The organism is Azospirillum himalayense, from assembly GCF_042657465.1.
In the GTDB taxonomy this organism is placed as follows: Bacteria; Pseudomonadota; Alphaproteobacteria; order Azospirillales; family Azospirillaceae; genus Azospirillum; species Azospirillum himalayense.
The window spans coordinates 1-26,104 of record NZ_JBHSLC010000015.1 but is presented as its reverse complement, the minus strand read 5'-3'; the positions used below and the strand labels follow the sequence as shown (position 1 = coordinate 26,104).

The 26,104-nt window shown below is 69.4% G+C and carries 29 protein-coding genes; 6 read left to right on the top strand and 23 right to left on the bottom strand.

Translation table 11 applies throughout. The features are described from left to right. Positions 1–219: 219 nt before the first annotated feature. Positions 220–1,149 (bottom strand): LysR family transcriptional regulator, encoded by a 930-nt coding sequence (locus tag ACFPMG_RS11030; protein WP_376995173.1) that lies wholly within the window; start codon positions 1,147–1,149, stop codon positions 220–222. Positions 1,150–1,225: 76 nt separating this feature from the next. Here ACFPMG_RS11030 and ACFPMG_RS11025 point away from each other — a divergent pair, with 76 nt between their 5' ends. Beyond that, the gene (locus ACFPMG_RS11025) at positions 1,226–1,930 is read left to right on the top strand and encodes an OsmC family protein (protein WP_376995172.1); all 705 of its coding nucleotides are present in this window, start codon (positions 1,226–1,228) and stop codon (positions 1,928–1,930) included. A gap of 387 nt (positions 1,931–2,317) precedes the next feature. On the opposite strand, the gene ACFPMG_RS11020 is transcribed toward ACFPMG_RS11025, so the two are convergent. Continuing rightward, on the bottom strand, positions 2,318–2,875 hold the full coding sequence (locus tag ACFPMG_RS11020; RefSeq protein WP_376995171.1) for a YciE/YciF ferroxidase family protein: 558 nt from the start codon (positions 2,873–2,875) through the stop codon (positions 2,318–2,320). A 351-nt stretch (positions 2,876–3,226) separates the two neighbouring features. Here ACFPMG_RS11020 and ACFPMG_RS11015 point away from each other — a divergent pair, with 351 nt between their 5' ends. Beyond that, positions 3,227–3,400, top strand: a complete 174-nt coding sequence (locus ACFPMG_RS11015; RefSeq protein WP_376995170.1) for a hypothetical protein — start codon at positions 3,227–3,229, stop codon at positions 3,398–3,400. A 68-nt stretch (positions 3,401–3,468) separates the two neighbouring features. Here ACFPMG_RS11015 and ACFPMG_RS11010 read toward each other — a convergent pair whose 3' ends face one another. Next, positions 3,469–3,672 carry a recombinase family protein gene (locus tag ACFPMG_RS11010; RefSeq protein WP_376995169.1) on the bottom strand — a complete coding sequence of 68 codons (204 nt, stop codon included), beginning with the start codon at positions 3,670–3,672 and terminating at the stop codon, positions 3,469–3,471. Positions 3,673–3,888: 216 nt separating this feature from the next. Here ACFPMG_RS11010 and ACFPMG_RS11005 point away from each other — a divergent pair, with 216 nt between their 5' ends. From ACFPMG_RS11005 to ACFPMG_RS10990, 4 genes are all read left to right on the top strand, one after another. Continuing rightward, positions 3,889–4,236, top strand: coding sequence for a HigA family addiction module antitoxin (locus tag ACFPMG_RS11005; RefSeq protein WP_376995168.1), 348 nt, complete (start codon positions 3,889–3,891; stop codon positions 4,234–4,236). Further along, entirely contained in the window at positions 4,233–5,732 is a 1,500-nt protein-coding gene (locus ACFPMG_RS11000; RefSeq protein ID WP_376995166.1) for an ATPase domain-containing protein, read from the top strand. The genes ACFPMG_RS11005 and ACFPMG_RS11000 overlap by 4 nt, the downstream gene beginning before the upstream one ends. Next, positions 5,729–7,717 (top strand): ATP-binding protein, encoded by a 1,989-nt coding sequence (locus tag ACFPMG_RS10995; RefSeq protein ID WP_376995165.1) that lies wholly within the window; start codon positions 5,729–5,731, stop codon positions 7,715–7,717. Before ACFPMG_RS11000 ends, ACFPMG_RS10995 begins: the two co-directional genes overlap by 4 nt. Before the next feature lie 896 nt (positions 7,718–8,613). Further along, positions 8,614–8,985, top strand: a complete 372-nt coding sequence (locus ACFPMG_RS10990) for a response regulator (protein ID WP_376995164.1) — start codon at positions 8,614–8,616, stop codon at positions 8,983–8,985. Between the two features lie 24 nt (positions 8,986–9,009). On the opposite strand, the gene ACFPMG_RS10985 is transcribed toward ACFPMG_RS10990, so the two are convergent. The 20 genes from ACFPMG_RS10985 to ACFPMG_RS10890 form a co-directional block, all read right to left on the bottom strand. Continuing rightward, entirely contained in the window at positions 9,010–10,182 is a 1,173-nt protein-coding gene (locus ACFPMG_RS10985) for a sensor histidine kinase (RefSeq protein WP_376995163.1), read from the bottom strand. A 145-nt stretch (positions 10,183–10,327) separates the two neighbouring features. Beyond that, positions 10,328–11,329 (bottom strand): TrbI/VirB10 family protein, encoded by a 1,002-nt coding sequence (locus tag ACFPMG_RS10980; protein WP_376995162.1) that lies wholly within the window; start codon positions 11,327–11,329, stop codon positions 10,328–10,330. Further along, complete coding sequence (locus tag ACFPMG_RS10975) at positions 11,326–12,282, bottom strand: TrbG/VirB9 family P-type conjugative transfer protein (RefSeq protein WP_376995161.1); 957 nt, start codon at positions 12,280–12,282, stop codon at positions 11,326–11,328. Before ACFPMG_RS10975 ends, ACFPMG_RS10980 begins: the two co-directional genes overlap by 4 nt. Continuing rightward, positions 12,279–13,049 (bottom strand): hypothetical protein, encoded by a 771-nt coding sequence (locus ACFPMG_RS10970; RefSeq protein WP_376995160.1) that lies wholly within the window; start codon positions 13,047–13,049, stop codon positions 12,279–12,281. Before ACFPMG_RS10970 ends, ACFPMG_RS10975 begins: the two co-directional genes overlap by 4 nt. Further along, a complete protein-coding gene (locus ACFPMG_RS10965) occupies positions 13,046–14,359 on the bottom strand; it encodes a type IV secretion system protein (protein ID WP_376995159.1) in 1,314 nt (437 codons plus the stop codon). Before ACFPMG_RS10965 ends, ACFPMG_RS10970 begins: the two co-directional genes overlap by 4 nt. Before the next feature lie 6 nt (positions 14,360–14,365). Further along, positions 14,366–14,560, bottom strand: a complete 195-nt coding sequence (locus ACFPMG_RS10960) for a hypothetical protein (RefSeq protein WP_376995158.1) — start codon at positions 14,558–14,560, stop codon at positions 14,366–14,368. 3 nt (positions 14,561–14,563) lie between these two features. Next, positions 14,564–15,469: a TrbJ/VirB5 family protein gene (locus ACFPMG_RS10955; protein WP_376995157.1), complete on the bottom strand. Its 906-nt coding sequence runs from the start codon at positions 15,467–15,469 to the stop codon at positions 14,564–14,566. Further along, on the bottom strand, positions 15,466–17,937 hold the full coding sequence (locus tag ACFPMG_RS10950) for a conjugal transfer protein TrbE (RefSeq protein ID WP_376995156.1): 2,472 nt from the start codon (positions 17,935–17,937) through the stop codon (positions 15,466–15,468). Before ACFPMG_RS10950 ends, ACFPMG_RS10955 begins: the two co-directional genes overlap by 4 nt. A gap of 3 nt (positions 17,938–17,940) precedes the next feature. Further along, the gene (locus tag ACFPMG_RS10945; RefSeq protein WP_376995155.1) at positions 17,941–18,273 is read right to left on the bottom strand and encodes a hypothetical protein; all 333 of its coding nucleotides are present in this window, start codon (positions 18,271–18,273) and stop codon (positions 17,941–17,943) included. 3 nt (positions 18,274–18,276) lie between these two features. Next, a complete protein-coding gene (locus ACFPMG_RS10940) occupies positions 18,277–18,567 on the bottom strand; it encodes a hypothetical protein (RefSeq protein ID WP_376995153.1) in 291 nt (96 codons plus the stop codon). Then, the gene (locus ACFPMG_RS10935) at positions 18,551–19,588 is read right to left on the bottom strand and encodes an ATPase, T2SS/T4P/T4SS family (RefSeq protein WP_376995152.1); all 1,038 of its coding nucleotides are present in this window, start codon (positions 19,586–19,588) and stop codon (positions 18,551–18,553) included. Before ACFPMG_RS10935 ends, ACFPMG_RS10940 begins: the two co-directional genes overlap by 17 nt. Next, positions 19,585–19,956, bottom strand: coding sequence for a hypothetical protein (locus tag ACFPMG_RS10930; RefSeq protein ID WP_376995151.1), 372 nt, complete (start codon positions 19,954–19,956; stop codon positions 19,585–19,587). Before ACFPMG_RS10930 ends, ACFPMG_RS10935 begins: the two co-directional genes overlap by 4 nt. Next, positions 19,953–21,422, bottom strand: a complete 1,470-nt coding sequence (locus ACFPMG_RS10925) for a type IV secretory system conjugative DNA transfer family protein (protein ID WP_376995150.1) — start codon at positions 21,420–21,422, stop codon at positions 19,953–19,955. The genes ACFPMG_RS10930 and ACFPMG_RS10925 overlap by 4 nt, the downstream gene beginning before the upstream one ends. Beyond that, on the bottom strand, positions 21,419–21,778 hold the full coding sequence (locus ACFPMG_RS10920; RefSeq protein ID WP_376995149.1) for a hypothetical protein: 360 nt from the start codon (positions 21,776–21,778) through the stop codon (positions 21,419–21,421). The genes ACFPMG_RS10925 and ACFPMG_RS10920 overlap by 4 nt, the downstream gene beginning before the upstream one ends. Next, positions 21,775–22,518: a hypothetical protein gene (locus ACFPMG_RS10915; protein WP_376995148.1), complete on the bottom strand. Its 744-nt coding sequence runs from the start codon at positions 22,516–22,518 to the stop codon at positions 21,775–21,777. Before ACFPMG_RS10915 ends, ACFPMG_RS10920 begins: the two co-directional genes overlap by 4 nt. A 326-nt stretch (positions 22,519–22,844) precedes the next feature. Continuing rightward, entirely contained in the window at positions 22,845–23,498 is a 654-nt protein-coding gene (locus ACFPMG_RS10910; RefSeq protein WP_376995147.1) for a division plane positioning ATPase MipZ, read from the bottom strand. Further along, positions 23,495–23,734 carry a chromosome partitioning protein ParB gene (locus ACFPMG_RS10905; RefSeq protein ID WP_376995146.1) on the bottom strand — a complete coding sequence of 80 codons (240 nt, stop codon included), beginning with the start codon at positions 23,732–23,734 and terminating at the stop codon, positions 23,495–23,497. The genes ACFPMG_RS10910 and ACFPMG_RS10905 overlap by 4 nt, the downstream gene beginning before the upstream one ends. Then, positions 23,731–24,369, bottom strand: coding sequence for a ParA family partition ATPase (gene parA, locus ACFPMG_RS10900; protein ID WP_376995145.1), 639 nt, complete (start codon positions 24,367–24,369; stop codon positions 23,731–23,733). The genes ACFPMG_RS10905 and parA overlap by 4 nt, the downstream gene beginning before the upstream one ends. A 219-nt stretch (positions 24,370–24,588) precedes the next feature. Then, positions 24,589–25,464: a replication initiator protein A gene (locus tag ACFPMG_RS10895; protein ID WP_376995144.1), complete on the bottom strand. Its 876-nt coding sequence runs from the start codon at positions 25,462–25,464 to the stop codon at positions 24,589–24,591. Positions 25,465–25,473: 9 nt separating this feature from the next. Continuing rightward, on the bottom strand, positions 25,474–25,725 hold the full coding sequence (locus ACFPMG_RS10890; protein WP_376995143.1) for a helix-turn-helix transcriptional regulator: 252 nt from the start codon (positions 25,723–25,725) through the stop codon (positions 25,474–25,476). Positions 25,726–26,104 lie beyond the last annotated feature (379 nt).

Here is a 26,104-nt window from a genome sequence, read left to right as displayed (position 1 = left end):
GTAAAACGATGATGAGGATGTTTCGCGGAGGCCACGGCCGCCTTGACGCCGGAGTCCGTTCTCTCAACAGCGAACTCCACGGCGAATCGGTCGACAGCCGCGTGGGAAGGAACAGCCTCCGGTCCGGGAAGTTGGCCGCTCCGGCGCATCCAAATCCGGTGACCGGCTATGCACATCCGCACCGATACCGACACCGGTGAAAACAGGTTGTTTCCCGTACTACCGGCTCGCCTTCCCACCCGATGTCGTATCCACCCCTTCCGGAGACAGTGCCTGGGCAAGACCCCGAATGTGGCCGCCGATGTGCGTCAGGACGGTTCTGATCCGGGGCGTATGGCGGTTGTCGCGATGCACGACGAGCCAGATCGCGGCGCCTGGAGGCGGCGATGGCGGCGTCAGACGTCTCAGGCCGCTTTCCGGATCGGCACGGAACCGCGCCAGACAGGCCAGCCCACCACCCTGCGCGGCGGCCAGCACCGCGGCCTCGTGACTGTTGGTCAGCATCGCGACATGGGCGCGGGGGGCCAGATCGGCCAGCCAGTTGGTCTGCGCCGCCTCCTGGATGTCGTCCGTCTGTGTGATCAGGTGGTGGCCCGGACAACCGGCCTGATAGTCCGGCTCACCCTGGCGATCCAGGTAGGCCGGCCCCGCGTAGAGCCCGAAGTCCAGGCTGCCAATCTTCCGGACGACGAGGTCGTGCTGATCCGAGCGCGTCAGGCGCACGGAGATGTCCGCTTCGCGCATGGCGAGGCTGAGCTCGCGCGGGTTGGAGATCAGCTCGACCATCATCTCGGGGTGCTCCGCGTGCAACGCCGCAACGCAGGGCGCCAGGATCTGGCTGGCGACGGTTTCGGCGCAGGTGACGCGAACCAGGCCGGCCAGACGGGTGTCGCGCCCCCCGACGGTGCGCTCCAGGGTCAGCGCCTCCGCTTCGAGCCGCTCCGCCTGAACGCGGACCTCGTCGCCGGCCAAGGTTGGCAGATAGCCGTCGGGCGTGCGGTTCAGCAGCCGAACGCCGAGGCTTGCCTCCAGCGAGGCCAGCCGGCGGCCGACCGTCGATTGGGCGACCCGCAGATCCCGGGCCGCCGCCGAAAGGCTGCCGGTGCGCGCCAGGGCCAGAAAGAACCTCAGATCGTCCCAATCGAGCATGGATCCGCCGCCAAGCGTTTTCGCATTCCCGCTCACCGGTATCGACCGCATGACGTGGCGAGGGGAGGCCCGTACAGTGATCGAGCCGACGTTTCGGCCAGCGCGGTCATCGAACAACCGCATCAACCGCTCAGTGGACCATCCGGCACCGACTGGCTTCCGGCTGGGGATGATGCGCTTCCTGTTCGCCTGTCCCCCAAACCCCGCGCGAAGAAAGGATGCTGCGATGCGCAAGCCGCCCGCTCCGGAGGCGGGGCGTTCCCCGTCGTCGCCCAAGCCCGAGCCGCCCCCCCGGATCGACGAGGAAAAAAGGAATCCGAACGCCGTTCGGACACTGCGATGCCGGACCGTCGCTCAGGGCCGGTTCCAGCAGCGGAACTACATCCGTGATCTCCCGGCACAGCCGGTCATGGAGGATGAGCCGGGCGGCCCGCTGAACGGGAACGCCGCTCCAACCGCTTCCGAAGCGCTGCTGGCTGCCCTCGGCTCCTGCCTCGCCGTCGGCATTCACGCCGATGCCGTCGCGCGCCACATCCTGGTGCACCGGCTGGAACTGGAAGTGGAGGCCGAGATCGACACCACGGCCGGCTGGGCAATCGGGAACGCTGAACCGAGGCCGATCGGCTTCGAGGCCATCCGCGTGATCGTTCACCTGGACGCCGATGCACCACGTGATGTGCTTGCCGCTCTTGTCAAGCACGCGGCGCTGTGGTCACCGGTCTCCAACACCCTGCACAATCCCGTTCATCTTGATGTCATCCTGGCTGACCCGCACCCTTGAAGCTCATCCGGCCTGAGTTGGAGTCTGCCGACATCGGGAATTGACGCTGCCGCCGGCTTCCGTCTGATGAACCGGCTGCGGGCCGCATGCGGCCCACGCGTTTCCGAGCCATCAGGTGGTGGCGCCGTCATCCGCCAAGGCGCTGCGTTCCCGCCGGACATTGGACGCCGTTCGCCGAGGACATCCTCGTCCTGCAAAGCGATCCCCATGCCCTCAAGGCAATCATGAGCGACGCAAGCCTGCGCCTCGAAGGGCGCCCCCTCGTGAAAGCCGGAACGGATACACGCTTTTCGCAATGGCACGCGCGCGTTATGGCTGCGTCGTCGCAAAAGAAAACAGCCGCAACCCCCACCGGCGGCCACGGCTGTTGTCCTGCGTCGCTCGGCCTTATGCCGCCTTGAAGGCGCGCATGTTGATCCCGCCTTCGGCGAGCTGGTTGAGCTTCTGATCGGTCGCCTTCTCCTCGTCGAGCGTCTGCTCGAGCAGGCGGGCGACCTCGGTCATGCCGCAGGTTTCGGCCAGCGTCCTCAGCGAACCGTAGCTGGCGATCTCGTAATGCTCGACCTTCTGCGCCGCCATGATCAGGGCAACGTCGAGCACCTCGGCCGGCAGGCCTTCGTCGATGATCTCCTCGGTTTCCTCGATGAGGCCCTGGGTCGCCTCGCAGGTGTTCCCGCCCGGTTCGGCCTGGAGCATCTGGAAGATCTGTTCCAGGCGCTTGACCTGGCCGTCGGTCTCCCGGAGGTGCGTTTCGAAGGCTTGCTTGAGCTGGGGCGACGAAGCGGCCTCCACCATCGCGGGCAGCGCCTCGATGATCTGCGTTTCGGAACTGTAGGTATCCTGCAACTCTTTGATCAGGAGTTCCTTGAGAGCCTGTTCTGACATGGTGGATTTCCCTCGTGGGCTGGTGCTGCCGGTGATGGCCGGGATGCTGCGGACAACCACCCTCAACAGGCTCCCGGTCCGGATCTCGCACCGGAATCGTCCCGCGTGACGGGGATCTTTGGCTGCTTGTACGGATCCACTACGGCGCCGGTCCGTTCACCGGCGTCGGCCAAGCGCCTCCCGGACGCTCCTCTTCCGCCACAATCCTCAGCGTAATATTTTTCCTCCCGATAGATGCAATCGCCAAACATACCCCATGAACGATGAGTGGGCTTCGGGTCTCAATAGGCTCTTTTTCATGCCAATATATTTTCCTTGATTCTTCAGGTGGAGCACAAATTTCAGAGCCATCGCATCCAAATTCATCACCCTCGGCGAAATGGATGCTTTGCCCGCAAACCGGAGAACCGCATGAGCGGAATCGCCCTGGACAGAGAGGCCATCGAAGCTCTGGCCGAGCAGCTCTATGGCGCGAGCAACACGACGAATGTTCCTTGGGCGAGGCGCGACCGCCTCGTCCGGAACTGGTGGCGGAAGGCCGCGGAAGAGACGCTCACAAACCGCCGGGCGGACACCGCCGGATAGTCCCGCTCCGCGACATGCCCCCATAGGAAGCAGCATGCCCAGCAGAACCGAGCTCGCATTCTTTGTCGTCAACACACGCGGCGGCTGGTTGGTCCGTGCCGACGGGTACGTCTATGGCCCCTACCCTTGCGGCGCAACTTCGCCACGATGTCCTGGAGATCCTTGATCGACCGCGCCAACCGGTCGACGCGGCCGGCCCGGCGCAACGCCTCCTCCTGGATCGCAACGTCCTGATCCAGCGTGGAGGCGCGAGCGTAGCCGTAGATGGCCATGAGCCGTCTCGTTTGCTTGCAGACCTACGGACGACGCCGTCTCGCAACGTCGAAATCCATCCTGTCGAGAGCAAGGTGCCTCGGCCAGCCGTCCTGGCAGGGTATGCCCCATTGAGTTGTGATGGTTTCGGCTACCTGTGCATGCGTTGCGCCTTGCTTTACACGTGCGCCTCCCCATTGTTGTGGATGTCGGCAACAGACTCCCGCGGGAAGCCAGTGTCCGGAGCCCCATCCTGCCCACCCGACTCCCCGCCACCGCATCCCGGAACGCTGTTGCGCGATCATGTGCTTCCTGTCCTCGGCATGCCGGTGAGCCAAGCCGCCCGTGAACTCGGCGTCTCCCGCCAGACCCTGCACCGGATCTTCTCCGGCGAGGCGGCGGTCACGCCGGCGATGGCGCTCCGCTTTGCCCGCTTCTGCGGCGCCGATGCGGGAACCTGGCTGCGCCTGCAGCAGGAGCACGATCTCTGGTGGGCCGAGCGGCAACTCGGCGCCGCGGTCACGCGCATCCCGGCCCATGACCTGCCGGCACCACTCCCTCGACACCTCCGGAGCCTTCCATGACCGCTGCACCGAACCTTCCGGCCGGCAAGGCCCTCACCGACATCGCCGGCTTCGACGACGTGCTCGGCGGCGGCCTGACGCGGGAACGCGTGTACCTGATCGAAGGCAGCCCCGGCACCGGCAAGACGACGCTGGCGCTGCAGTTCCTGCTCGCCGGAGCCCGGAACGGCGAAACCGGCCTCTACATCACCCTGGGCGAGACGGCCGAAGAACTGCGGGCCGGTTCCGCCTCGCACGGCTGGGCGCTCGACGCCATCGACGTCTTCGAACTGGTGCCGCCGGAAAGCCTGCTCGACGCCGAGCAGCAGCAAAGCCTGCTCTATTCCTCGGACCTGGAACTGGGCGAGACCACCAGGCTGATCTTCGACCAGGTCGAGCGCGTCCAGCCGACCCGCGTCGTCCTCGACAGCCTGTCCGAGATCCGCCTGCTGGCCCAGGGATCGCTCCGCTTCCGTCGCCAGATCCTGGCGCTCAAGCATTACTTCGCCCGGCACGGGACGACGGTGCTGCTGCTCGACGACCTGACCGCCGAGGCGCAGGACCGGACGCTGCACAGCATCGCGCACGGTGTCGTCCGCCTGGAGGAGCTGGCCCCCGAGTACGGGGCGGAACGCCGGCGCCTGCGGATCACCAAATACCGCGGCACCAAGTACCGCGGCGGCTATCACGACTTCACCATCGCCACCGGCGGCGTCACGGTGTTCCCGCGCCTGATCGCCGCCGAGCATCATCACGGCTTTGCCCGTACCCTCACGGACACCGGCGCCGCCGAACTGGACACCCTGCTCGGCGGCGGCCTGGAGCGCGGCTCCAGCACCCTGCTGGTCGGTCCTTCGGGCTCCGGCAAGACCCTTCTGGCCCTGAGCGTCGCCGTGGCGGCAATGAAGCGGGGCGAGAAGGCGGCGGTCTACGTCTTCGACGAGGAGCTCGGCCTTCTGCTCGACCGCGCGGCCGGGCTGGGCTTCGACCTCGCCGCCTACCGCGACCAGAGCCTCCTCCTGCTGGAACCGATCGACGCCGCCGAACTGAGCCCCGGCGAGTTCGCGCACAAGGTGTGCGCCCACGTCGAGCGGGACGGCGTGCGCACCGTCCTGCTCGACAGCCTCAACGGCTACCAGGCGGCGATGCCGCAGGAACAGTTCCTCATCCTGCACATGCACGAGCTGCTGACCTACCTGAACCGGCAGGGGGTGGTGACGCTGCTCACCATGGCCCAGCACGGCTTCATCGGCGAGATGAAGACGCCGGTGGACCTGACCTACCTCAGCGACACCGTCATCCTGCTGCGCTACTTCGAAGCGGAGGGGCGGGTGCGGCGCGCGCTCTCGGTGGTCAAGAAGCGCGCCGGCGCCCACGAGGACACCATCCGCGAGTTCCGCATCACCCCGGGCGGGTTCGAGATCGGGGCGCCGCTGGAGCAGTTCCACGGGGTGATGCAGGGGGTTCCGGTCTACACCGGCGGCCAGGGCAATCTGTTCGGGAACGATCCGGCATGACGGTGAGGAAGGCCGCGCCCTTGATGGAGGAGCGCGCGTTGGTGCTGGCGCCCAACGGGCGCAACGCGGCGCTGGCGCAGCGGCTCCTCGGCGACGGGGGGATCGAGGCCGTCGCCTGTTCCGATCTCGACGCGCTGGTGCGGGAGCTGGCGCGCGGCGCCGGCGTGGCGGTCCTGGTCGAGGAGGCGCTGGTCACGGCCGACCTGCACCGGCTGTCCGCCTGGATCGCGGCGCAGCCCCCTTGGTCGGATTTCCCCTTCGTGCTGCTGACTGGGCGGACGGGCGGGCTGGAGCGCAACCCGGCGGCGGGGCGCCTGATGGAGATCCTCGGCAACGTCGCCTTCCTCGAGCGCCCTTTCCATCCGACGACGCTGATCGGTGCGGTGCGCGGTGCGTTGCGGGCCCGGCGGCGGCAGTACCAGGCCCGCGCCTATGCGATGGAACGGGCCGAGGCGGCCGAACGGCTGCGCGTCGCCCACAGCCATCTGCTGGCCAGCGAGCAGCGGCTGCGCATGATCCTGGAGAGCGCCACCAACTACGCCATCGTCACCACCGACCTGGACGGCCGCATTACGGTGTGGAACACCGGCGCGCGCAACATCCTGGGCTGGGAGGAGGAGGAGATCCTCGGGCAATCCATGGCGGTCTTCTTCACTCCCGAGGACCGTGCCGACGGGCGGCCCCAGGAGGAAATGCACCGGGCTCTGACCGAGGGGCGGGTGTCGGACGAGCGCTGGCACATGCGCAAGGACGGCAGCCGCTTCTGGGCGATGGGCATGATGATGCCGCTGCGCGACGGCGACGTGCACGGCTTCCTGAGAATCCTGCGCGACCGGACCGAGGAACGGCAGGTCGAGGAAGCGTTGCGACTGGCCAAGGAGGAGGCCGAGCGCGCGAACGCCGCCAAGTCCCGCTTCCTGGCCACGGCCAGCCACGACCTGCGTCAGCCGCTGCAATCACTTCTGCTGTTCCTGGAGTCCCTGAAGCCCCACGTCAAGGACACGGAGGGAAAGAAGAAGCTCGTCCACCTCGGCCGTGGGCTGGACGCGATGAAGGCTCTGCTGGACGGTCTGCTGGACATCTCCCGCCTCGATGCGGGCGCGGTCGCGCCGGCCTTCGAGGATTTCCCCCTTCAGCCTCTGATCGATCAGCTGGCGGCGTCCTATGTCCCGGTTGCGGCGATCAAGGGCTTGGCGCTGCGGGTTTCGCCGTGCGGCGGCACGGTGCGCAGCGACCCGACGCTGCTCGGCCGCATGGTGCGCAACCTGCTGGAGAACGCCGTCCGCTACACCGAGAACGGTGAGATCGCGCTGGACTGCCGCCGCGAGGGAGGCGCACTGCGGATCCTGGTCCGGGACACCGGCGTCGGCATTCCGGCCGACCATCTGGACCGGATCTGGGAAGAATTCCACCAGGTCGGCAATACCGAACGTGATCGCAACCAGGGACTCGGCCTGGGTCTGGCGATCGTTCAGCGCCTGTCCATGCTGCTGGACCATTCCGTCGAGGTGCGCTCGGTGCCGGGCGAAGGGTCAACGTTCAGCATCATGGTGCCGCTCGGCGGAGCGGCGCTGGTTCGGCCATCCGTGCACAGCAGGGCGGCAAGCGGCGGCGGCCGGTTCGCCGTGGTGGTGGACGACGACGCCATCGTTCTGATGGGCCTGCAGGCCATTCTGACCGAATGGGGCTATGAGGTGCTGGTGGCGGGGTCCATCGAGGAGGTTCTTGAGCGCCTTCGAGCCGGCGGCCGGCGGCCGGACATCGTGATCACCGATTACCGGTTGCGCGAGCAGCGCTTCGGGACCGAGGGCGTCGTGGAGATCCGCCGTCTGCTCGGCGCCGACATTCCCGGCATCCTGCTGACCGGCGAAACCGGTCCGGAGTGCGCGCGCGAGGCTGAGGCCCTCAACCTTGCCATGCTCTACAAGCCGGTGACGCCGCGCCAGCTGGGCGACCTCATGGAGCAGCAGATGGATGCCATGTAAGCCTGCGATACCAACGGCGCCTGGAGCATTCCTATTCAAGGATTATCAGCAACCTTAAGAAAGCAATCGTCACCCTCCGTCTTCGCGAGGATGACGGATAATTCTCCAATAATTGGGAAATTATCACAGTAGAGCGCAACGGGCGCTGCCGGCATGCCCCAACGAAAACTGTCCCCTTTTTAGATTTTCGTTCGTTCGCCCATCGCTCCTTCCCTGAGTACTACCTCAAGGAATCTGAGCAGGTCTGGATGAGTGCGAGCACATCGCAGCTAATGCAAGCAGAGTTGCAGTTAATAGGAGTATAAGCCCTGCCTCGTTTTCACCGATTTCGAGCATGGCTCGGCGATAAAAGCAAGCACAGGCGCCAAAAACTGCAAGCATCTACACGTAACATTCCGCGTCTTCGCGCCACGCTGGACCACCAGTATATCGGATGTGTTCGAAAAGCGGCAGGGCTGCGGTGGCCCTGCGTTCATGACCCGCTCTCCGGAGCCGGACGATCTGACCGCTTCCGTTTGGTGCCTCCGGGTTCGTCTGATTCGCCCAGTTCTTGCTGTGGCCTCCTGCATGCCTTCCGGCTGGATGCTCTCAGCGTCGCGTCGCTGGACCGCAGGCGCTCGTACGCAGACGCCAGAACCTGCTGCCGGCGCTCCTGCAGGTCCCTAAGGCGGGCTTGCGCGGCCTTGATTTTCTCCCAAACGTCCATTCCTCGACAACAGGCAGCAACGGCCGCTCATTCCCAGCCCGCGAGCGGGGACTCCGGTTGGGTGCGGCCTTGGCCTAAGGTCAGTGTTGCCGAAGAGTCGCGCGCTGGGCAGGAACGTGAGGCATCCGCACGGTTTCCCCGGCTCGATGTGTTTGCAGGGAAGAGTTCCGGGCCGCAGGAGCAGACCGCCATGCCGATCCATGTGTTGCTGGCTGAAGACGAGAGCTTGGTGGCCATGGTCCTGAAGGAGGTTTTGGTGGATGCCGGGTTCCGGGTCACCGTGGCGTGCGACGGTGTTGAGGCTCTGGACGCGTACACGGCGGATCCGGCCGACATCCTGGTCACCGACATCCGGATGCCTCGGCTCGATGGGCTGAGCCTGACCGCCAAGCTTCGTGAACGGGCTCCCATGCTGCCGGTTGTCATCACGACCGGCCATCTGCTGCCCGACATAGTGATGGTTGAACCGTCCGAAGCCCGAACCCTGGTGTTCACCAAGCCTGTTCCGACGAACCGCCTGTTGGATGCCATCCGCTTGGCGCTGTCCGCCGATGGATCCTGACGGTCGCGGAACAGCGTCAGGGCCTCACACCACGAGCGGGACGGTGATCCGGAACATGGTGCCTTGGCCTGGGCTGGTCTGCTCGACCGAGCCGCCAACCTGCGCAGCCAGACTCCTGACCAGCTGCAAGCCCGAACTCCCCGGCCGGGGCGGGCCCATGCCGACCCCGTTGTCGGCAACGATCAGGCAGCCGTGCTCGATTTCCCGCTCCACCGTGAACGTCACCGTCACCACGCCCTGGCCACTGGGGAAGGCGTGCTTGATGGCGTTGGTCACAAGCTCGTTGGTGATCAGGCCGAGCGGCACCGCGCGCTCATGCACCAGCTCGGCGTGCTCGCACGCCGTCCTGACGTGGATCCCTTCCCGGCGCTGGTCGAGATTGCCGCACAGCGCTTGCAGGTAGGCGGCCACGTCGATCGTGCCAAGGCCCGGCCGCATGGCCAACTGGTCATGCGCCATGCTGATCGCCGACACCCGGTCCATGACATGGCGGAACGCCTGCCGCACACCGGGATCGCTCTGCTTCATCTCCTGCACGACCAGGAGCGCCATCACCATCTGGAAGTCGTTCTTGTCCCGATGCAGCAACTCCCGCATCAGCATCTTTTGCTGCTCGACCTCGGTGATGGCCTTCTTGGCGATGTCCGCGGTGTGGTGCTCCTGGAGCTTGCGCTGCACGGCCATACCCAGGATGTTGGCCATGGCGGTCAGGAACTGGACGTCACTCTGGGTGAAGTGGCGCGGCACCTCGCTGTCCACCTCGATCACGCCCCATACGATGCTGTCCACAGCGATAGGCGTGTTCAAGGCCGAGACGATGCCATGCTCCTGGAGGACCGGCGCGTAGCGGACCTCCGAACTGTTCGGCAGGTCGTCGGTGATGACCGGTTGGCGGGTCTGGAGGGTGCGGCCCGGGGGCGAGGAGACGTCGGTGCCGAGCGTCACCTGGCCGACCACGCCCGGCTTCCAACCCACCCCGGCTTCGATAAGCAGGTCGCCCATGGTCGGCCGGTAGCGCATGATCTTGCTGCGCTTGATGCCGATACCGCGGGCGGCCTGCACACAGGTCAACTGGAGCAGACGGCCGAGTTCCTTGGCTTCGGCCGCGAGGCGGCTGTAGTCGGCGAGGATGTCCTGGTAGCGCAGCACGCGCTCCAGGAGAGCGGCGTCGGGATCGTTTTTGGGCGTGGTGGTCATGGTGGCTTAACCGGAGCCGTGCACGAGGGGTTCCGTGACGCCGTGGGCAAAGGATGTGATGGAAAAGCCGCGCTGCTTGCGTGAGGGTAGCCGGTGGTTTGGCCGAGCTCTGAAGCTGGGTGGCACGCGGCAATACATCTGCGCGTCACCGCCGGAACTCGTCGGCCCACAGCCCGCCGCGCAGCAGGAGCAGTACCGGTTCCCCGGCGTCCAGCGTGATGACGGGCGCCCGGTCGAGCAGGTCCCTGGCCGCCTTGTCGAGCGGGCGGTCGATGCTGTGCCCAAGGATGCCGCCGATCAGGCTGCCGCCACCCGTCAGCGCCGCCGCTGCAACGTCCACGGCGGCACTGGCGGCGATCAGTAGCCCGGTCTGGAGCCACGGCACCTGCACCGATCCGGCCAGCCCCGCCGCGCCGGCGATGTCCGTCCCGATGGCAGCGACGCGCACCGTGTCGTTGCGCGGCCAGGGCCGGGTGATCACCGGGTTCGCCACCTCGATGCGCTTCTGCCCTCTGGTGACGCCGGCGCCGACGTCCAGCGTCACCACCGAACCGGCGGGCACCGCCAAGCAGACGAAGCCGGCGTCCCAGACGTCCTGTGTCACCCGGGCGGTGACGATGCCGCCGCGCTCGGTCACCACCCGGTTCACCGTCAGCAGGGGGATCGGCGTTCCCGGCGGCACGAAGCAGTCGGAGCCGGCGGCGGCGAAGTCCGGCACCCCGGCTGGGACGGAGGCGATGGCCGTACCCTCCTCCTTGCGACTCCAGCCGCCGACGCCGGCCTCCATCGCCTTCTTGCGCAGCTCGTCCTCCTTCGGGGGCGCCTTGGCCTGCGGTCGGGGCGGCGGCGGGGCCGGCTCCCTCTTCTCGATGCGGGGCGGCGGCGGCGGGACCGGCGCCGGCTTGGGCGCCATGTCCTCGTAGCTGGGCAATCGCGGGTCCGGCTGCGTCGGGCCGAGAGCGACCGACAGCTTCGGGAGCCCGCCTGCCCCCTGGCTGCGGCCCAGCATGTAGGCCGCCAGCCCGAGCCCGATCACGGCGGCCGCCACCAGCAGGATGCGGACGACGTGCGGACCGGAGGTGATCACCCGGTGACGGGCCAGCGGATCGGGCGGCAGCGGCGGCGGGGTGTCGTTGACCGATGTCACGCGCGGGTCCTCCGGATGTGCACCTCCTGCGCGCCGATCGCCAGCAGCAGGTGGTCGTGGATGCCGGTGACGCGGTAGGTGGCGTTCATACGGCCGTACTGGACGGGGATGCGGGTGCCGTCAGGGCCGATACGCCAGAGGATCGGCGCACCGTAGGCACCGAGCGCGCCGGGGGTGAAGTTGATGATCGTCACCTCACCGTCGTCGCACACCGGCGGCTGGCCGTCGGGGGTTGGCACCGGCCGCCACTCCGGCGTGCCGCCCTCCAGCGTGTAGGTGCAGCGGCGATCCCGGTAGGCCAGCTCGGTGGTGCGGTCGCGCCGGTCCCCGGCTGCACCCGAAACAACCTCGGCCTGACCATTCAGGGTGGCGAGATAGTCCTCGGGGTAGCGCCAGCGCACCTCGACGTGGTGGACCCGCTTGTGGGTCTCGACGTTGAGGTCGTACTTGCGCTCGCTGGTGAACAGGGAAATCTGCTGGTTGAGGCCGGCCCGGCGCGGCATGAAGGCGATGCACTCGGTGCGCTGCGGCCCCTTGCCGAAGCTGTAGGGGCTGTGGGGAATCCACACCTGGGCGCCCGGAGCGACGATGTCGCGCACCACCTCGCCGGGCTTCAGGCAGACCAGCGTCTGGTTGCCCTCGGCCATGTAGACGAGGTACTGCAGGTCGGGCTGGTACCAGTATTCGCAGCTCTTGCCCTTGAAGCAGGTCAGCGTCGGCAGGTCGAGCGCCGCCTCGTTGGCCTGCCCGACCCAGCTGCGCGTCTGCGCCCGCGACGGCCGCGACCCCGCCTTCTCCTTCGGCTCGCGCTCCATGGCCGTCGGCGGGATGTGCAGGTCGGCCAGGGTGTAGGGGCGCTGCAGCGTGGCGGAACCGGCGGCCGGCACCGGGGGCGGCTCGGTGGCGCAGGCGGCGAGCAGCGGCAGCGCCAGCAGGGAAACCGGGAGTCTCATGGCTGGGGCTCCATCGTCTCGGACTGGGGGATGGGGTGGGCTTTGGCCGGCTCCTTCGGCTCGGCCTTCAGCGGCGTGCCGCTGGGCTCGGAGAAGCCGGAGATCGACACGCCGTCGAGCGCGCCCTCGCGCGAGGGGCCGTCCACGGTGACCACGGCGGCGCTCATCAGGGTCTTGGACCGAGGCTTGAAGTCCCGGTACACCGTCTCGGTCCACACCACGTAGAAGGCGGAGGTGCCGGTCTTCGGGTCGGCCTCGCGCTCCTGGACGCGGACGTCGGCGACGTCGCGGGTCCAGCCCTCGGCCGGGGCGAGGTCGGCGGCCAGCAGGGCGTCCCACTTGCGCTCCGCGCCGCCGGTCAGCCGGGCGCGGGCGGCGGCTCGGTCCCTGGCCAGCATCACCGGATCGGTGCCGATCTGGCGCTGCCAGCGGACGAACCACTGGACGGCGTTGAGCCGGGCGCCCTTGGACACGGTGAGGGTGTTGTCCAGCAGCACGAGGCGCTGGTGGCCGTCCATCTCCTGCTCGACGCGGTAGACCGGCTTGTACCGGGCGATCTCCACCAGCTTGCCGGCGATGTGCAGGTTGTCCCAGGTCATCAGCGAGCCCCAGGACAGGCCGAGTGCCGCCAAGGCGAAGGTCCAGCGCTTCAGCCGCAGCGCCTTGGCCTCGCGACTGGCGCGGTAGGTCATGGCGGCGAGGTACTTGGCGCTGTCGGGCACGGCCGCCAGCGGCGGGTCGTAGACGTTGACGACGCGCTCCTTCATGACGGGTCGGTCTCCTTGTCGTCGGCGCGGCGATCCGTTCCGGGCGTCCTGCCCGGCGGGTCCTGCGGCCGTTCGGTGGCGTTGGAGGCGGTGCGGCGCAGCCACGAATCCTCGCCGCCCCAGCGTTCGATGAGCTGGCTGGCCTGCCCGCGGGTGAGGGTGGGATCGACGGTGCGGCCGGCGGCGAGGCGGTCGAGTTCGCCGCGCTGGGCGTCGGTCATCGGTTTGTCCCAGCCGCTGCCGCGCGGGGCCGAAGCCCGGGAACCGCCGAAGCGGCCGGCCGGGTAACGGCGCCCGGCGGAATCACCGCCGGTCCCGCCACCAGCGCCGCCCCCGGTTCCGCCGGTGCTGCCGACGGACGCGGTTGCACCAGTCGTTACATGACGCAGGCCGCTCCACAGCGCCGAAGCACCGACGGCGAGGCTGCCGGGTGCCCCGGTGGTGGCCGCCGCCGCACCGGCCATGCTGCGCATGCCGAGCCAGCCGGCGGTCCACAGCGCGGCCAGCGCCGTCATGCCGTCCATCACCGGCCCGCCGTTGACCAGGCCGGCGGCGGCGCGCGGCGCCTTGATGGCGAGCACGAAGATCGCCGCCGCCAGCACCGCCACCCCGAAGGCCTGGGCCAGGGTCGGCGTGCCCTGGAAGGTCAATGCCAGCAGCGTGGCGCTGCACATGGCGATGACGCAGCCGAGCACCAGCAGCTTGAGCGCGGATGCCGCGATGTAACCGATGGCGCGTTCAGCCACGAAGCTGGTGGGGCTGAGCACGGCGAAAGGAATGGCAAGGTAGGCGGCGAGCGACAGCAGCCGGTATTCCAGGAAGGCGAGGAAGACCTGGATGGCCAGGATGCAGAAGCTTACGATCACCACCAGGGCGGCCAGCAGGAAGATGACGATCTCGACGAAGTTCAGGAAGAAATCGACTGGCCCCAGCATCTCCTTGACCCGCAGCATCAGCGGGATCACCGCCTGGATGCCGAGGTGGGCGATGTAGCCGGGGTCGTCGAGGGAGAAGCCGCCGCCGGGGCCGAGGTTGAGCCCCTGCTGGGCGGCGGCCTGCATCAGCGCGGCGGAGCCGGCGGGAAACCACTCGACCAGGGCGCCGATGGCGGCGAACTTCAGCAGCATGCGCAGGAAGGGGCCGTGCACCGCCGCCTTGCCCTCGAACAGCCAGAGCAGCAGGGCGAGCGTGTAGGACAGCATCATCAGCAGGCGCAGGGCGGTCTGCACGTCCGGCCCGAGCAGGCCGAGGCCGGTGACCACGGCGGCGGTGAGCTGGTGCAGGGCGGTCGACAGGCCGCTGACGTCCATGGCCGGTCACTCCCGCACAGGGCGGGCCGGCACCGGCCGCTCATACCGGTCGATGCCCTCCCAGGCCGGGTTGCTGCGCTCCAACCGTTCCAGGACGGACGCCCCGTCGTCGGAGCGGACGTAGAGCACCAAGGCGACGGCGCCGATGACGCTGACGAGGAGCATCGCACCGAGAGCGAGGAGAATGTGCCGGATGCTCATGGTTCAGCTCCCCGGCACGCCGTAGGTGTCGAGGCCCTGCCAGTTGATGCGGGTGTGCTGGCGGGCGCGTTCGACGGCAGCCTGCTCGTAGTCGAGCTGGGCTTCCGCCGCCCGGTGGTGCGCCGCCTGCATCATCAGGAGCTGGCCGGCGACCTCGGCGTTCAGCAGCGTCGCCTGGGTGCCGGCGTCGATGGCGCAGGTCTGGCCGTCGCACGCCTTCAGCGCCGCCATCAGCGCCTGGGCGCGCGCCGGGTAGCCCTCGATGCCGGTCATGACGTCGGCCGAGACCAGCTTGCTGGCCCGGCTGGCGTCGCGGGCGAGCCGGGCCTGTTCGGCTTGGTGCCCGGCGAGCGTCGCGGCGGTCATCCCCTCCGGCAGGGCGTCGGGGTAGAGGTCGGCGAACTGCTGGCCGACGCCGTCCAGACTCCACAGCACCCGGTCGACCAGGCCGGCGGTACGGCGGGCGTCGCCGAGCCGGACGGCGACCGCGACGCGGGTGTCGAGGTCCGACAGCCGGCGCATGCGAATCATGTTGTCGATCTGGGTCAGCATGTGGGCGGTCTGGGCGATGATCTCGACCTCCTGGCGCTGCACCATGCCTTCGACGATCAGGGGCTCGCTCTCCATGATCGGGCAGCCGGGCGCCTGGGAGCCGCCACTCCCCGTCAGGCTGGAGCCGGCCCCCATGGCGGCCCCGGCGGCGCCACCGGTGACGTAACCGGCGGCGACGGACAGCGCGGTGCCGAACAGCCCGTCGCCGCCCTCGGAGAAGCAGCCGCCTCCGCCACCACCGCCGAAGAAGCTGTTGAGCAGCCCGCCCAGGAAGGCGTGGGCCGGAGGCGGCGAACCGATGGTGACGGCGAGAATCACGGCCATGGCCGTGGACGTGCGCATCCAGCGCGTGTTCATGATGGTCCTCCTTCATGGGTCGTCTCCAGGGTGTCGGCGGCGTCCTTCAGGCCGTTGCGGCGCAGCCATTCCACGGCGAAACGCTGCGGCCCGACGTCGGCCCTCAGCTCGAAGGCCCGGCGCTTATGGGCCGCCCCGCCGCAGCCGCAGACCGCCAGGGCGGCGGGATCGAGGGTGAGCTGGCCGAGCCGGCTGCCCTCGGGGGTCTTGAAGAAGACGTCGCGGCGCGGCATGGCGCGGGCGACTTGGGCGGCCTGGGTGGCGTTCAGCCCCCAGTCGCGCAGGATGGCGCGCTTGGCGGCGTTGGGGTCGGCCAGCAGCACCAGGACCTGGATGGTCTTCAGCATCGCCGCGATGGCCGAGCCCTCGATGTCGTCGAGCTGGTGGGTGGCCAGCACCAGCGCGACGTTCTTCTTCGGCCCGCGCCGGCGCAGCTCGTCCAGCTCGGCCGGCTGGTGCTTCAGCGCCTTGAACGCCTCGTCGACCAGGAACAGGGTCGGCCGGCCGTCCTCGAACAGCCGGTAGAAGCGGCGGAACAGCGCCTTGATCACCGGGGCCGCGCCGGGGCCGCGGTCGATGAGCGCGCCGATGTCCACCGTGGTCCAGGCGGAGCCGAGGAAACGGTCCTCGGCGGCATCGACGAGGTCGCCGTAGGGGCCGCCGCGGCAATAAGGCTCCAGCGCGATGCGGACGATGTTGTCCTGCACCAGATGGGCGAGGTGCGACAGCGTGCGCTCCGACGGCGGCGAGACGGCCAGCAGATGCAGGGCGGCGTCCACCGCGTCGCCGGCCTCGGCCGCCGAGAGGTTTCCCGGTCCCAGCACGCCCTGAAGGCGCAACAGGTCCATGACGAAGCCATGCCCCCAGGCGAAGCCGTTGGGGGTGTCGACGTCGGCCAGCGGCTGCAAGGCGAGGTCATTGAGCGCCCCGTCGCCGGAGCCCATGGAGAGGAACTCGCCGCCGGCCGTCCAGGTCGCCACCAGCGACGTGCTCTCCGTGGCGTCGACGTCGATCCAGACGACGCGGGCACCGGCCGCGCGGGCGAGGAACTGGTGCCCCATGAAGGCCAGCACGGTGGACTTGCCGGTGCGCGGCGGGCCGATCACCAGCGCCGCCCCGTCCTGGCCCTGGTGAATGTCAACCATCAACGGCGTGCCGCCCTCGGCCTCCAACTGCATGAGGGGATCGCATTTGAGGTGCGGGTTGCGTTCCGGTCCGCCCCAGGCCGAGGAGAGGATGAGGAAGTCGGCGAGCTGGACCTGGGTCAGCGGCACCTTGCGGGGATTCGGGCGGACATGGCCGGGCAGCGTGCCGTACCACGCGCGCTCGGCGCCCCAGGTTTCCTCGATCACGGTGAAGCCCAGGGTGCGCAGCGCCTTGACCAGTTCGTCGCGGCGCTCCTCCACCTCCTCGACGGAGCGGCCCCACAGCACGGCGGTGGGCGTCATCCAGCCCGAGCTGGTGCCGGCCTGCTCGGCCTCCAGCCGGGCGGCTTCCGCCTCCAGCGCCTCCATGACACCGACCGGGTCGTGGCGCAGGGCGGCGTAGCCGCCGACGGCGCGCAGCAGCACCGAGCGCCAGTCGTAGGAGGTGTCGTCGTGCTTGCGCCACAGCGCCGCGAAGACACCACGCGCCTGGACGTGGTCCATCGCCTCGAAACGCACCGACCAGCGGAACGCGAAGGGCAGCTTGTCCAGCACGTTGAGCAGGCCGGGGTGGCTGACCTTGGGATAGCCGCCGATGCCGATCAGGCGGACCGGCCATTCGGTCCCGCCGTTGCTCCACGCCGGGAACGAGCCGGGCTTGAAGCCGACGTCCACGAGGTTGGCCTTGATCGGGAAGCCGGGGATGTCGGGGGCGGTGACGTGGCGCTGGTAGAGCGGCGAGACGCAGTTGTGCAGCAGGGTCTGCACGCCGTCGTCGTCCAGCATGTGCGCCCACCCCACCGCCCGGCCGAGCAGGGACGCGAACTGGAGCACCAGTTGGCGGAACGGCTCAACGTGGTCGCGCATCACGTCCGGCTTGGCGCGCTCGGGCGGGTTGCGGGTGAACCAGGAGGCCACGGTGCGGGTGGTGGGCCGGGACGGCGTGTAGGTGATCGCCACGAAGGTGCGCGTGCGCAGTTGGCACCCGGTTTCGTCCAGCCGGGCGCGGCGCTCGCCGTCGATCAGCTCGGAGACGGGGTGCGCGCCTGTTGAACCCGGGTAACCACCAGCGGACCGTCGCTGCATCTCGAAATGGAAGGTCCAGCCGCCGGTGAAGGGGAAGAGGACGTTGCCGGCGGCCAGCGCCGTCTGCATCCGCTCGGCTGGGTCCTGGCCGTCCTGGTCGCGGCCGCCGTACTCGATGACGGCCATCAGCGCGCCGTCCTCCTCCAGCAGCACCACGCCGGGCCAGACGAAGCAATCCCACGGCAGGTGCCGGGACAGGGAATCGAAGCCGTCGTCGAAGGCGGTCAGGTCGAGCATGCCTCACCTCGGAGCGCGGTAGGAGGAGAGGGACAGCGAGGCGCCGCGGGTGCGCAACGCCCGCAGCAGCCAGGCCGAGGCGTTCTGGCGGACGATCTCCAGCCACCAGGGATCGCGGCGCGTCAGATAGCGCGCCGTCAGGAAGACGAGCAGGAACCCCGCCACCGCCTGTGGGATGGCACCCAGCGCCAGCCACAGCTCCGCGGCCAGCCAAACGGCGATGGCCAGCAGTTCCATGGGCACGCCGAGCGGCATCTTGGTCGGCCGCACCGAGGTGCGGCGCACCGGCTTCTCCCAGCCGTCGGGGACCAACGGCGGCGGCAGCGGGGTCTCCACGACTCAGCCCCCCGCCAGCGCGATGATGGCGTCGCGGGCACCGTAGGCGGCGGCACCGGCCACGGTGAAGACGAACACCACCACGCCGGCGATGCGGGAGAACATCGCCGCGACCAACGCCAGCAGCAGCCCGGCGGTGACGGCGATCGGCACGAAGTTGGTGTCGAACACCGCCTGCCAGGACAGCAGTTCCGCGCCGAGATTGGCGATCACCTGCGCCCGTGCCGGCCCGCTCAGGGCGGCCAGCGTCAACGCCAGGGCCAATCCCCGACGCACGTTACCGTTGCTCCGCATGCTCACCTCCACCGTCAAGCTCCCCCGCCCCCAGCGGGCGGAGGACAAACCCGTGCTCCGGGTCGAAGCGCTCGACCCGGACGATCTCGTTGACGAAGCGCCGGCCGGTGCGGTCGCGGGCGAGGTGCACCACCGCGTGCACCGCCTTGGCGATCCAGCGCATCTGCAAGGCGTCCATGGCGACGACGCCGAGGCCGACCATCTGGGCGATGCGGTCGAGGGCGTCCCAGGCCGAGCCGGCGTGCACGGTGCACAGCCCCGGATGGCCGGTGGTCCAGCCGACCACCATCTGCCGCGCCTCGGCCCGGCGCACCTCGCCCAGCACCAGGTGCGTCATCGGCACGCGCAGGGCGTTGGCGACCAGCGTCTCCAGGGTGACCGGCGGGTCGGCCCACGGGTCGGCGACCATGGCGTAGGCGTGCGGGCACGGCGGCTCGAACTCGTAGGGGTCCTGCAACACCGCCGGCAGCCCGGTGCGGAAGGCGGGTTCCTCCAGGCAAGCGCGCAGCAGCGTGGTCTTGCCGGTGTCCACGTCACCGGCGATCACCACGGTGCGGCGCCCATCGATCAGCCGGCGGATGATCCTTGCCTGGAGCGGTGTCGCGGCACCGGACAGCACCCAGTCGTCGAGCGTGATGCGCCCGCGGTAGGGCTTGCGGATCGAGCAGGCCGGGCCGGTGGTGACCGGCTCGATGTCGGCGTGGATGCGCTCGCCGGTCTCCGGCAGGGTGACGTCGAGGGTCGGGCGGTCGCGGCGCAGCTCCTTGCGCTGGAAGCCGGCGACGTAAGCGAGGAAGCGGCGCACCTGGTCGGGGTCGACCTCGCGGACGAACTCCGGCGACGGGCCGTTCTTGACCAGCACCCGGCAGGTGCCCTGCCCGCGCAGGGGCGGCAGCACCAGGACGTTGGCGACGTCCTCGCGGGACAGCAGGTCGCCGAACAGCCCGTCCATGAGCCGGCGCAGCGCCAGCAGCAGCATCTCGCGGCGCGCCGGCTCGTCGATCACCACCAGCTCGGTCATGCGCCGGCCTCCTTCGGGTGGAAGCCGTCGCGCACGCTGGGCACCGTGCGCCGGGGATGGCCGAGCTGTTCCAGTATCGCCGCCTTGGTCGCGGCCACGTCCGCCGGGTCGAGGTCGTGCACGAGGTTGAGGACCGCGACCACGGTGATCAGCAGGTCGTCGATGCGGGCGACAGTGGCCTCCAGCCGCTCGGTCTTCGCCCGTTCGTGGGCGATGGCGTCGAGTCCCTTGTCGAGCACGTGGATCACCGCGTCGCTCAGCGTGCGCAGCCCCTGGCGGGCCTGGACCAGGGCGATCTGGTCGGCCAGCAGCACCGGCACGCGGGCGGAGACCGGGCGGGTGGCGGTGGTGTCGGGGGTGTCCGTCATGTCCAGAGCCTCGGGGGTTTGCCGGGACGCCGGGGCGCCGCGGGCGCATCGCCCTCGGGGGCCGGGTCGGCGGTGCCGAACCAGCGGTTGGCGTCCGGGTTGGGAGTCCAGGCCGCCGCGGCGCGGCCGTAGAGCGGGCGCCACAGCGGATCGGCGTAGGGGTGCAGGCGGGTGGCGCGAATCGGCTTGCCGTAGCCGAAGACGATCAGGTCGTCCCCGCCCATCTCCAGCGCCTCGTGCATCGGCATCACGGGCCGGCGGTCCACCCGCACGCCGCGGCTGACGGTGGGGAAGAGGTCGAGCAGCCCCTTGGAGGTCGAGCGCGTCGGCACCTCCTCGATCGCCTCGCCGACCATCCGGCTGATCCGCTCGGCCTCGTCCGACGAGTTCGGGCGGAAGACCACCAGCCGGCAGTTGGCGGTGAGGCCGCGGCCGTACTCCTCCTCCACCTCCCACAGGCTCTGGGCCAGGAGGAGCAGGCGGATGCCGTACTCGCGGACGTACTTGATCCACTCCGCCGCCTCGCGGAGGTGGAACTGCAGGAACTCGTCGAGCGCCACCAGCAGCCGCCAGCGCCGCGCCCGGCCGTCGTCGGCCAGGTTGCGGTCGATGGTGAGGAAATCCACCATCTGCGTCAGGATCAGCTTGAACACGCGCTTCAGCCGCCGGGCGTCGAGCGGGCGGGCGACGATGTAGAGGGTGACCGGCCGCGCGCCGGCCACGAGGTCGGATATCGAGAAGTCGCTGGCGGCGGTCTGCTCCTCCAGGACCGAGTCCTCGAACTCGGCGAGCAGCACCGAGGCGGTGACGTAGACCGACTTGCGGTAGTGCAGGCTCTTGTCGGGGGGAGCGGAGCCGCCGCCCGGCCGTCCCTTCCCCTCGCCCTCGCCGGTGCCGCGCTCCTCGGCCAGCGCCAGGCTCTTGTCCCACAGTTCCTGGGCGGCGCGCTGGGCGGTCGGGTGGATGCCCTCGGCCAGCATCAGCTTGAGCCCATCGTCGCCGAGCAGGATGTGCCGGCGCGCACCGGCCAGCGACTTCTCGGAATCGGCCGCGGCGGTGAGGAGGTAGACGAAAACGCCGGTGAGATAGGAGAAGGCGGCGTTGCGCCAGTGCCCCTCCTGCTCGCCCTCGGTGAGGACGCGGGCGGCGTGCTGGCAGTCGGGGACGAGGTACGGCTCCGGCCGCACCGCCATCAGCGGGTTGTAGCGGGAGCCGCCCCGGCGAGCGAGGTCAAGGACGATGACGTCGCCGAAGCGGGTGCGGGCGCGGCTGGTGTCCTCGGTGACGGAGCCCTTGAAGTCCCAGACCACCACGCTCTCGTCCCAGGCCGCCAGCAGCGTCGGGTGCACGGTGGTGGTGGTCTTGCCCGAACCGGTCGGGCCGATGACGAGGATCGGCTGCATGGTGCGCTCGTGCAGCAGGTCGCGGCCGTAGGCCCCGAGGATGACGGAGGAGCGGTCGGTCATCGCCGTCCCCCGCCCAGCAGGCCGCTGCGGCGCACGGCGGCACGGTCGGCCCAGCGGCCGGCGCCGAAGCCCGGCTGGCGGGTGCCCCGGAGGTCGAGGACGACGCGGGCGGCCAGCGCCAGCGCGCAGAGGCCCGACACCACCGCAGCACCATCGACGATCCAGCGGTGGCCGGAGGCCAGCAGCCCGCGCCAGCCAAGGAACTGGCCGGGCCAGTAGAGCGCGAAAGGACCGACGCGCCACCCGCCGAAGACGGCCGGCCAGGCGAACAGCCAGCCGGTCAGCTCGGTGATGGCGAAGACGGCGGCGAGCCAGACCAGCAGCAGGGTTGCGCCGCGGCGGATGGAAGCGGTCACAGCTCGCGCCCTCCCAGATCGTGGAGGTCGTCGCGCCCGGCCTCGCGGCCACGCTGCTGTTCGCGCAGCCGTTGCATCTCGACGAGTTGGCGCTCGAAGTCGCGGCGCTCACGCTCGGTCATGTACCCCAGGCGGTCGGTGGTCACCTCGACGGCGTCATGGCGCAGCCAGCGCGAGACGACGTCCGGGTCGAGGTGGAGGTCGCGGTCGTGCTGGACGCCGCGCACCATGATGTGCAGGTGCTGGTTGCCGTCGGGATGCGCCATGTCGGGCTTGCGCTCGACCGAGGCCACCCACTCCAGCGGGCCGACCCGGCGTTCCCAGGCGGCGACGACGTCGCGGCCGTAGGACACCATGTCGTCGATGCGGTGCCCGTCGTTCGGGCTGACGATGAGGTGAAACACCCGGCGGTCGGCCGACCACGCGTCCACGATCCCGGCGGTGTCGATGCCGAGCCGCTCGCGGTCGAACAGCGGCCCTTCCTTGGCGAGGTAGTTGGCCAGCGCCGAGACGGTGTTCGGGTAGGCGCCGCGGGCGCGGTCGTGGTAAAGCACCTTGACCATCACTGGGCGGGCGTAGGGACCGGCCTGCGGCGGCGCGCCCTTGACGCGGACCTTCTGCATCGGCCGGCGGGTGTAGGCGCGAGCGAGGCGGCGGCCACGGTCGGCCAGCGCCTTCATACGCGCCTTGAAGCCGTCGTCGTCGAGGATGCCGCCGAACAGGCCGAACCGCTTTCCCATGCTCCACCCCACAAATCACCGGACAAAAGTCCGGCATGATCATCGTTGAGCCACACGCCGCTCCTTCTCAACATCTCGGATGAGTTAAGAGGATCGGCGCGTTGAATGCGCCTGCATTCCCAAGCATCTCTGTAATACAGATAAGTTGTTGATCTGGAACGGGACGAAACGACGCCGTAGACGCTCTTTTATCTTGCTGAATGGCCCTTCCTACTTCCCAAACAACCGCAACCTATTCTTTCCGTTGGCCGTCGGACGCCTGTCTTTGCCGCCGTTCCTGCGCCACACCACGCCCGGTCCCGGAACCGCCCCGGACCCCGCCTCGCTCAGCCCGTTTTCGCTGTCCGGCCACGGCCGAACACCTCATCGACCAGCCGCCGGACATCGACTTCGGCCGGCCCGACGAAGTCAATCTCCTGCACCAGCAGCCCGGTGCTCCGGCTCATGGCGAAGCTCATCCGTTCACCGACCACCGCGGCGGCCACGGGCAGGCGCAGGCCGCAGACGGTCATCTCGGTGCCCGGCTCGATCTCCAGGCCCGCGGGGGCATGCGTCATGACCACCGACGCCGTCATGGCCAGCTCGACCGCCAGCGCCTCGACCACCAACTGCATGGTGGCGGCGCAGCGTCCCACGGCGTCCCGTTCGGGGTGCGTCGGCACCAGCACGGTGTCCGCCGCCAACAGCGCCGCACGCAGGGCCGGAGTGGACGCCGCCGGGGTGTCGATGATCACGTGGTCAAAGCGGGCGTGCAGGCCCCAGACGCCGCAACGCAGGTCCGGGCTGGCGATGCCGACGGTCTCGAACAGCGCCGGCAAATCGTTGCGCCGCCGGCACTCGGCCCATTCCAGGGCACCGGAGCGCCGGTCGGTGTCGAGCAGCGCCACCCGCTTGCCCTGGAGCGCCAGCTCGCCGGCGAGATGCACGGCCAGCGTCGTCCGACCAGCACCACGGGCTTGGTTCACAAGCGCCACGATCATGAGGAACTGCCCTCCTCGGGAAAGGCGCCGTCCAGCAGTTCGCGCAGCAGCACGGCCATGGTCACACCCCGGCGGAAGGCGGCGATCCTGATCCGCCCGCGCAACTCGGGGGTGACGTCCACCGTGAGCCGGGCGGTGTAGAGGTCCGCCTTGGGAGTCGCCGCCTCATCGCCGCGGCGCACCCAGGTGTCGGGGGTGCCGGGACGCGCCCCGAAGCCGATCCGCCCGCCGTTCATCGCGCCGTCCCCAGCACTTCTGCGGCAAGCGCCACCATCTCGCGGGCGGCCAGCGATCCGGGGGCTTCCTCGGCCGCCAGCCGGCCGGTGCGGGCGCAACGGGCGAAGACGACGCGCTGCCCCACCGTCGTTGCCAGGGCCGGCGGCAGCGTACCGGCGAGTTCCCGGCGGGCGTCGCGCAGCAGCAGCGTGCGGGCGATGCAGCGGTTGAGGACGAAGCGCGCCTCCAGGCCGGGCTTCCAGTCGCGGGCGTCTTCGAGCAGGCGCAGCAGCTCCGCCGAGGCCCAAGCGTCGTAGGGGCTCGGCTGCACCGGGATCAGCACGAGGTCGGCGGCCAGCAGCGCCGAGCGGACAAGGCCGGTGACGCGCGGCGGCCCGTCGATGACCACGTGCTGGTAGCCGCGGGCCAGTTCCGGCACCTCGCGGTGCAGCGTCTCGCGCGCCAGCCCGGTCATGGCGAACAGCCGGGGCAGCCCCCCACGGTCGCGCTGCACGGACCAGTCGAGGGCGGAGCCCTGGGGATCGGCGTCGATCAGCAGGACCCGGTGACCCGGACGCGCCAGCTCGGCGGCGAGGTGGGTGGCGAGCGTCGTCTTGCCGACGCCGCCCTTCTGGTTGAGCAGCGCCACGATCATGACGCCGCCCTCCGGAATCGGACGGCATACCGCCCGTCCCCATGATTCCGCTGCCCCAACAACAAAGACTCGTTAGAGTCTCCGTTAGATATGTTAAGGGCGCGAATCGGCCCTGTAGTCCAAGGGCTTGAATGGTGTCCGTGCACCCGATAGCACGAGTGCCGTGCACCCGATGGCACGAACGGTTGCACACCCGATAGCACGAGCGGTCTCACCGGTTTATCCCCCGTGTTTGTGGATAACTTTTGCGGCGTTCATCGGCGCCTCGACCGGGCCGCGCGGCGCGAAGCGCAGCCGTTCGCTACCGTCCGGCTGGCGCTCGACGGCCAGCCGGTAGCCCGGCAGCCGCTGGCGCCGGGCAACGGTGCGCAGGTCGATGGCGAAGTTGGCGAAGCGGGCAAGGCTGCCCGACTTGACGTGCAGGTGGCGGAAGTCGAAGGCCCAGCCTTCGGACTGGCGGCCGGCGTGCTTGCGGGCGAGCCGGTACAGCCAGCGCTCGATGCCGCCGGTGAGGCCGAAGTATTCCCGCCCGATGGTCAGCACGAAGGCGTCGGCGAGGACGCCCTGGTAGAACCAGTCCGGCAGGATCAGCTCCAGCCCGAGCGGGCGGCCGGCGGCGTCGGTGCGTTCCTTCCACTCATTGATCCAAGAGAAGCGGTGCCGGCGCCGCAGGTCGGGTTGGCGCAGGTTGGTGACCACCGTGGTCGCCTGGAGCCGGTCGAGCGCGGCGCGCAGGCGCTGGTAGTCGCGCAGCGAAGCGCCCCGACCGGTGAAGGTGAGGATCTGGTGCGGTGTGGCGCTGATCAGGCGCGCGGTGCGCAGGCCGGCGTCGCGCGCCTCGACGAGCTGGCTGGCCGCCCAGATCAGCACGTCGGCGTCCCAGATGGTGGCGAGGCCGTGCTCGGCGGTGCCCTCGACGCGGATGCGCGTGTCGCCTGCGGCGTAGTCGATGGGCTCGGTGCGCTTCGACTTGGCGAGCGAGAAGAACGGGTGCGCCATCAAGTCCTGCTGGTCACGCACCGCCATGTCGCCGGGCAGTGCCACGAACAGGTCGAGCTGCATCTGGCGGTCGCCGTCGCGGAAGACCCCGTCCATGGCACGGCCTCAGCGGCGTGCCGGCCGGGCCGGCCGCACGGTGCCGACGCCGGGATCGGAGGTGGAGGTGCGCAGGCCCTGGTCGGCCCAGCTCTTCAGGTCCTCGACGGCGTAGACCACCCGGCCGCCGATCTTGCGGTAGCGCGGGCCGGTGCCGTAGAGGCGGTGCTTCTCCATCGTCCGGGTGGACAGGCCGAGGAAGCGGGCCGCCTCGGGTGTGCGCAGGAAGCGTGGGGGAAGGCCGCCGGTCTTGTCGTCCATTCATCCGTCTCCGTGTGCTGTGGGCGCCCCTGGGACAGAGGGGCGCGTCGTGGAGCACGGTGGCGGAGGGGAAGCAGGGTCAGGGAGGGGAAAGACTTTATGGGGATGAGTCCCCCGGGGAGGGCACAGCTAACACATTGAAAACGTTTGATGTCAGAGCCCCTTAAGCGTAGGCGCAAGGCGCAATGGATAACATTCTTGCCTGACGAACAGCGTGGTACTGCCGGATCAGCGGCAATCCGAATTTCCGGATCGGACCCTTACCAGGACGCGGAAAATGGTCTGTTGCCTGCCGGCCTGTCGTGATTCTCTACGGTCGTGGAGAATGCAGCCAGCGAGGGGGCGATGCGGGGCTCGGACGAACGCAGCGAGGGTCTGT

Excerpts from the sequence above, each read along its gene's own strand:
- ACFPMG_RS10935 (WP_376995152.1), bottom strand. The coding sequence starts at position 19,588 with ATGACCGAGCTGGTGGTGATCGACGAGCCGGCGCGCCGCGAGATGCTG.
- ACFPMG_RS10955 (WP_376995157.1), bottom strand. The coding sequence starts at position 15,469 with ATGAACACGCGCTGGATGCGCACGTCCACGGCCATGGCCGTGATTCTC.
- ACFPMG_RS10895 (WP_376995144.1), bottom strand. The coding sequence starts at position 25,464 with ATGGACGGGGTCTTCCGCGACGGCGACCGCCAGATGCAGCTCGACCTG.
- ACFPMG_RS11000 (WP_376995166.1), top strand. The coding sequence starts at position 4,233 with ATGACCGCTGCACCGAACCTTCCGGCCGGCAAGGCCCTCACCGACATC.
- ACFPMG_RS11030 (WP_376995173.1), bottom strand. The coding sequence starts at position 1,149 with ATGCTCGATTGGGACGATCTGAGGTTCTTTCTGGCCCTGGCGCGCACC.
- ACFPMG_RS10960 (WP_376995158.1), bottom strand. The coding sequence starts at position 14,560 with ATGAGCATCCGGCACATTCTCCTCGCTCTCGGTGCGATGCTCCTCGTC.
- ACFPMG_RS10890 (WP_376995143.1), bottom strand. The coding sequence starts at position 25,725 with ATGGACGACAAGACCGGCGGCCTTCCCCCACGCTTCCTGCGCACACCC.
- ACFPMG_RS10910 (WP_376995147.1), bottom strand. The coding sequence starts at position 23,498 with ATGATCGTGGCGCTTGTGAACCAAGCCCGTGGTGCTGGTCGGACGACG.
- ACFPMG_RS10930 (WP_376995151.1), bottom strand. The coding sequence starts at position 19,956 with ATGACGGACACCCCCGACACCACCGCCACCCGCCCGGTCTCCGCCCGC.
- ACFPMG_RS10965 (WP_376995159.1), bottom strand. The coding sequence starts at position 14,359 with ATGGACGTCAGCGGCCTGTCGACCGCCCTGCACCAGCTCACCGCCGCC.
- ACFPMG_RS10915 (WP_376995148.1), bottom strand. The coding sequence starts at position 22,518 with ATGGGAAAGCGGTTCGGCCTGTTCGGCGGCATCCTCGACGACGACGGC.
- ACFPMG_RS10990 (WP_376995164.1), top strand. The coding sequence starts at position 8,614 with ATGCCGATCCATGTGTTGCTGGCTGAAGACGAGAGCTTGGTGGCCATG.
- ACFPMG_RS10985 (WP_376995163.1), bottom strand. The coding sequence starts at position 10,182 with ATGACCACCACGCCCAAAAACGATCCCGACGCCGCTCTCCTGGAGCGC.
- ACFPMG_RS10925 (WP_376995150.1), bottom strand. The coding sequence starts at position 21,422 with ATGACCGACCGCTCCTCCGTCATCCTCGGGGCCTACGGCCGCGACCTG.
- ACFPMG_RS10970 (WP_376995160.1), bottom strand. The coding sequence starts at position 13,049 with ATGAAGGAGCGCGTCGTCAACGTCTACGACCCGCCGCTGGCGGCCGTG.
- ACFPMG_RS10905 (WP_376995146.1), bottom strand. The coding sequence starts at position 23,734 with ATGAACGGCGGGCGGATCGGCTTCGGGGCGCGTCCCGGCACCCCCGAC.
- ACFPMG_RS10940 (WP_376995153.1), bottom strand. The coding sequence starts at position 18,567 with ATGCGGAGCAACGGTAACGTGCGTCGGGGATTGGCCCTGGCGTTGACG.
- ACFPMG_RS11010 (WP_376995169.1), bottom strand. The coding sequence starts at position 3,672 with ATGGCCATCTACGGCTACGCTCGCGCCTCCACGCTGGATCAGGACGTT.
- ACFPMG_RS10975 (WP_376995161.1), bottom strand. The coding sequence starts at position 12,282 with ATGAGACTCCCGGTTTCCCTGCTGGCGCTGCCGCTGCTCGCCGCCTGC.
- parA (WP_376995145.1), bottom strand. The coding sequence starts at position 24,369 with ATGATCGTGGCGCTGCTCAACCAGAAGGGCGGCGTCGGCAAGACGACG.
- ACFPMG_RS10995 (WP_376995165.1), top strand. The coding sequence starts at position 5,729 with ATGACGGTGAGGAAGGCCGCGCCCTTGATGGAGGAGCGCGCGTTGGTG.
- ACFPMG_RS10950 (WP_376995156.1), bottom strand. The coding sequence starts at position 17,937 with ATGCTCGACCTGACCGCCTTCGACGACGGCTTCGATTCCCTGTCCCGG.
- ACFPMG_RS11015 (WP_376995170.1), top strand. The coding sequence starts at position 3,227 with ATGAGCGGAATCGCCCTGGACAGAGAGGCCATCGAAGCTCTGGCCGAG.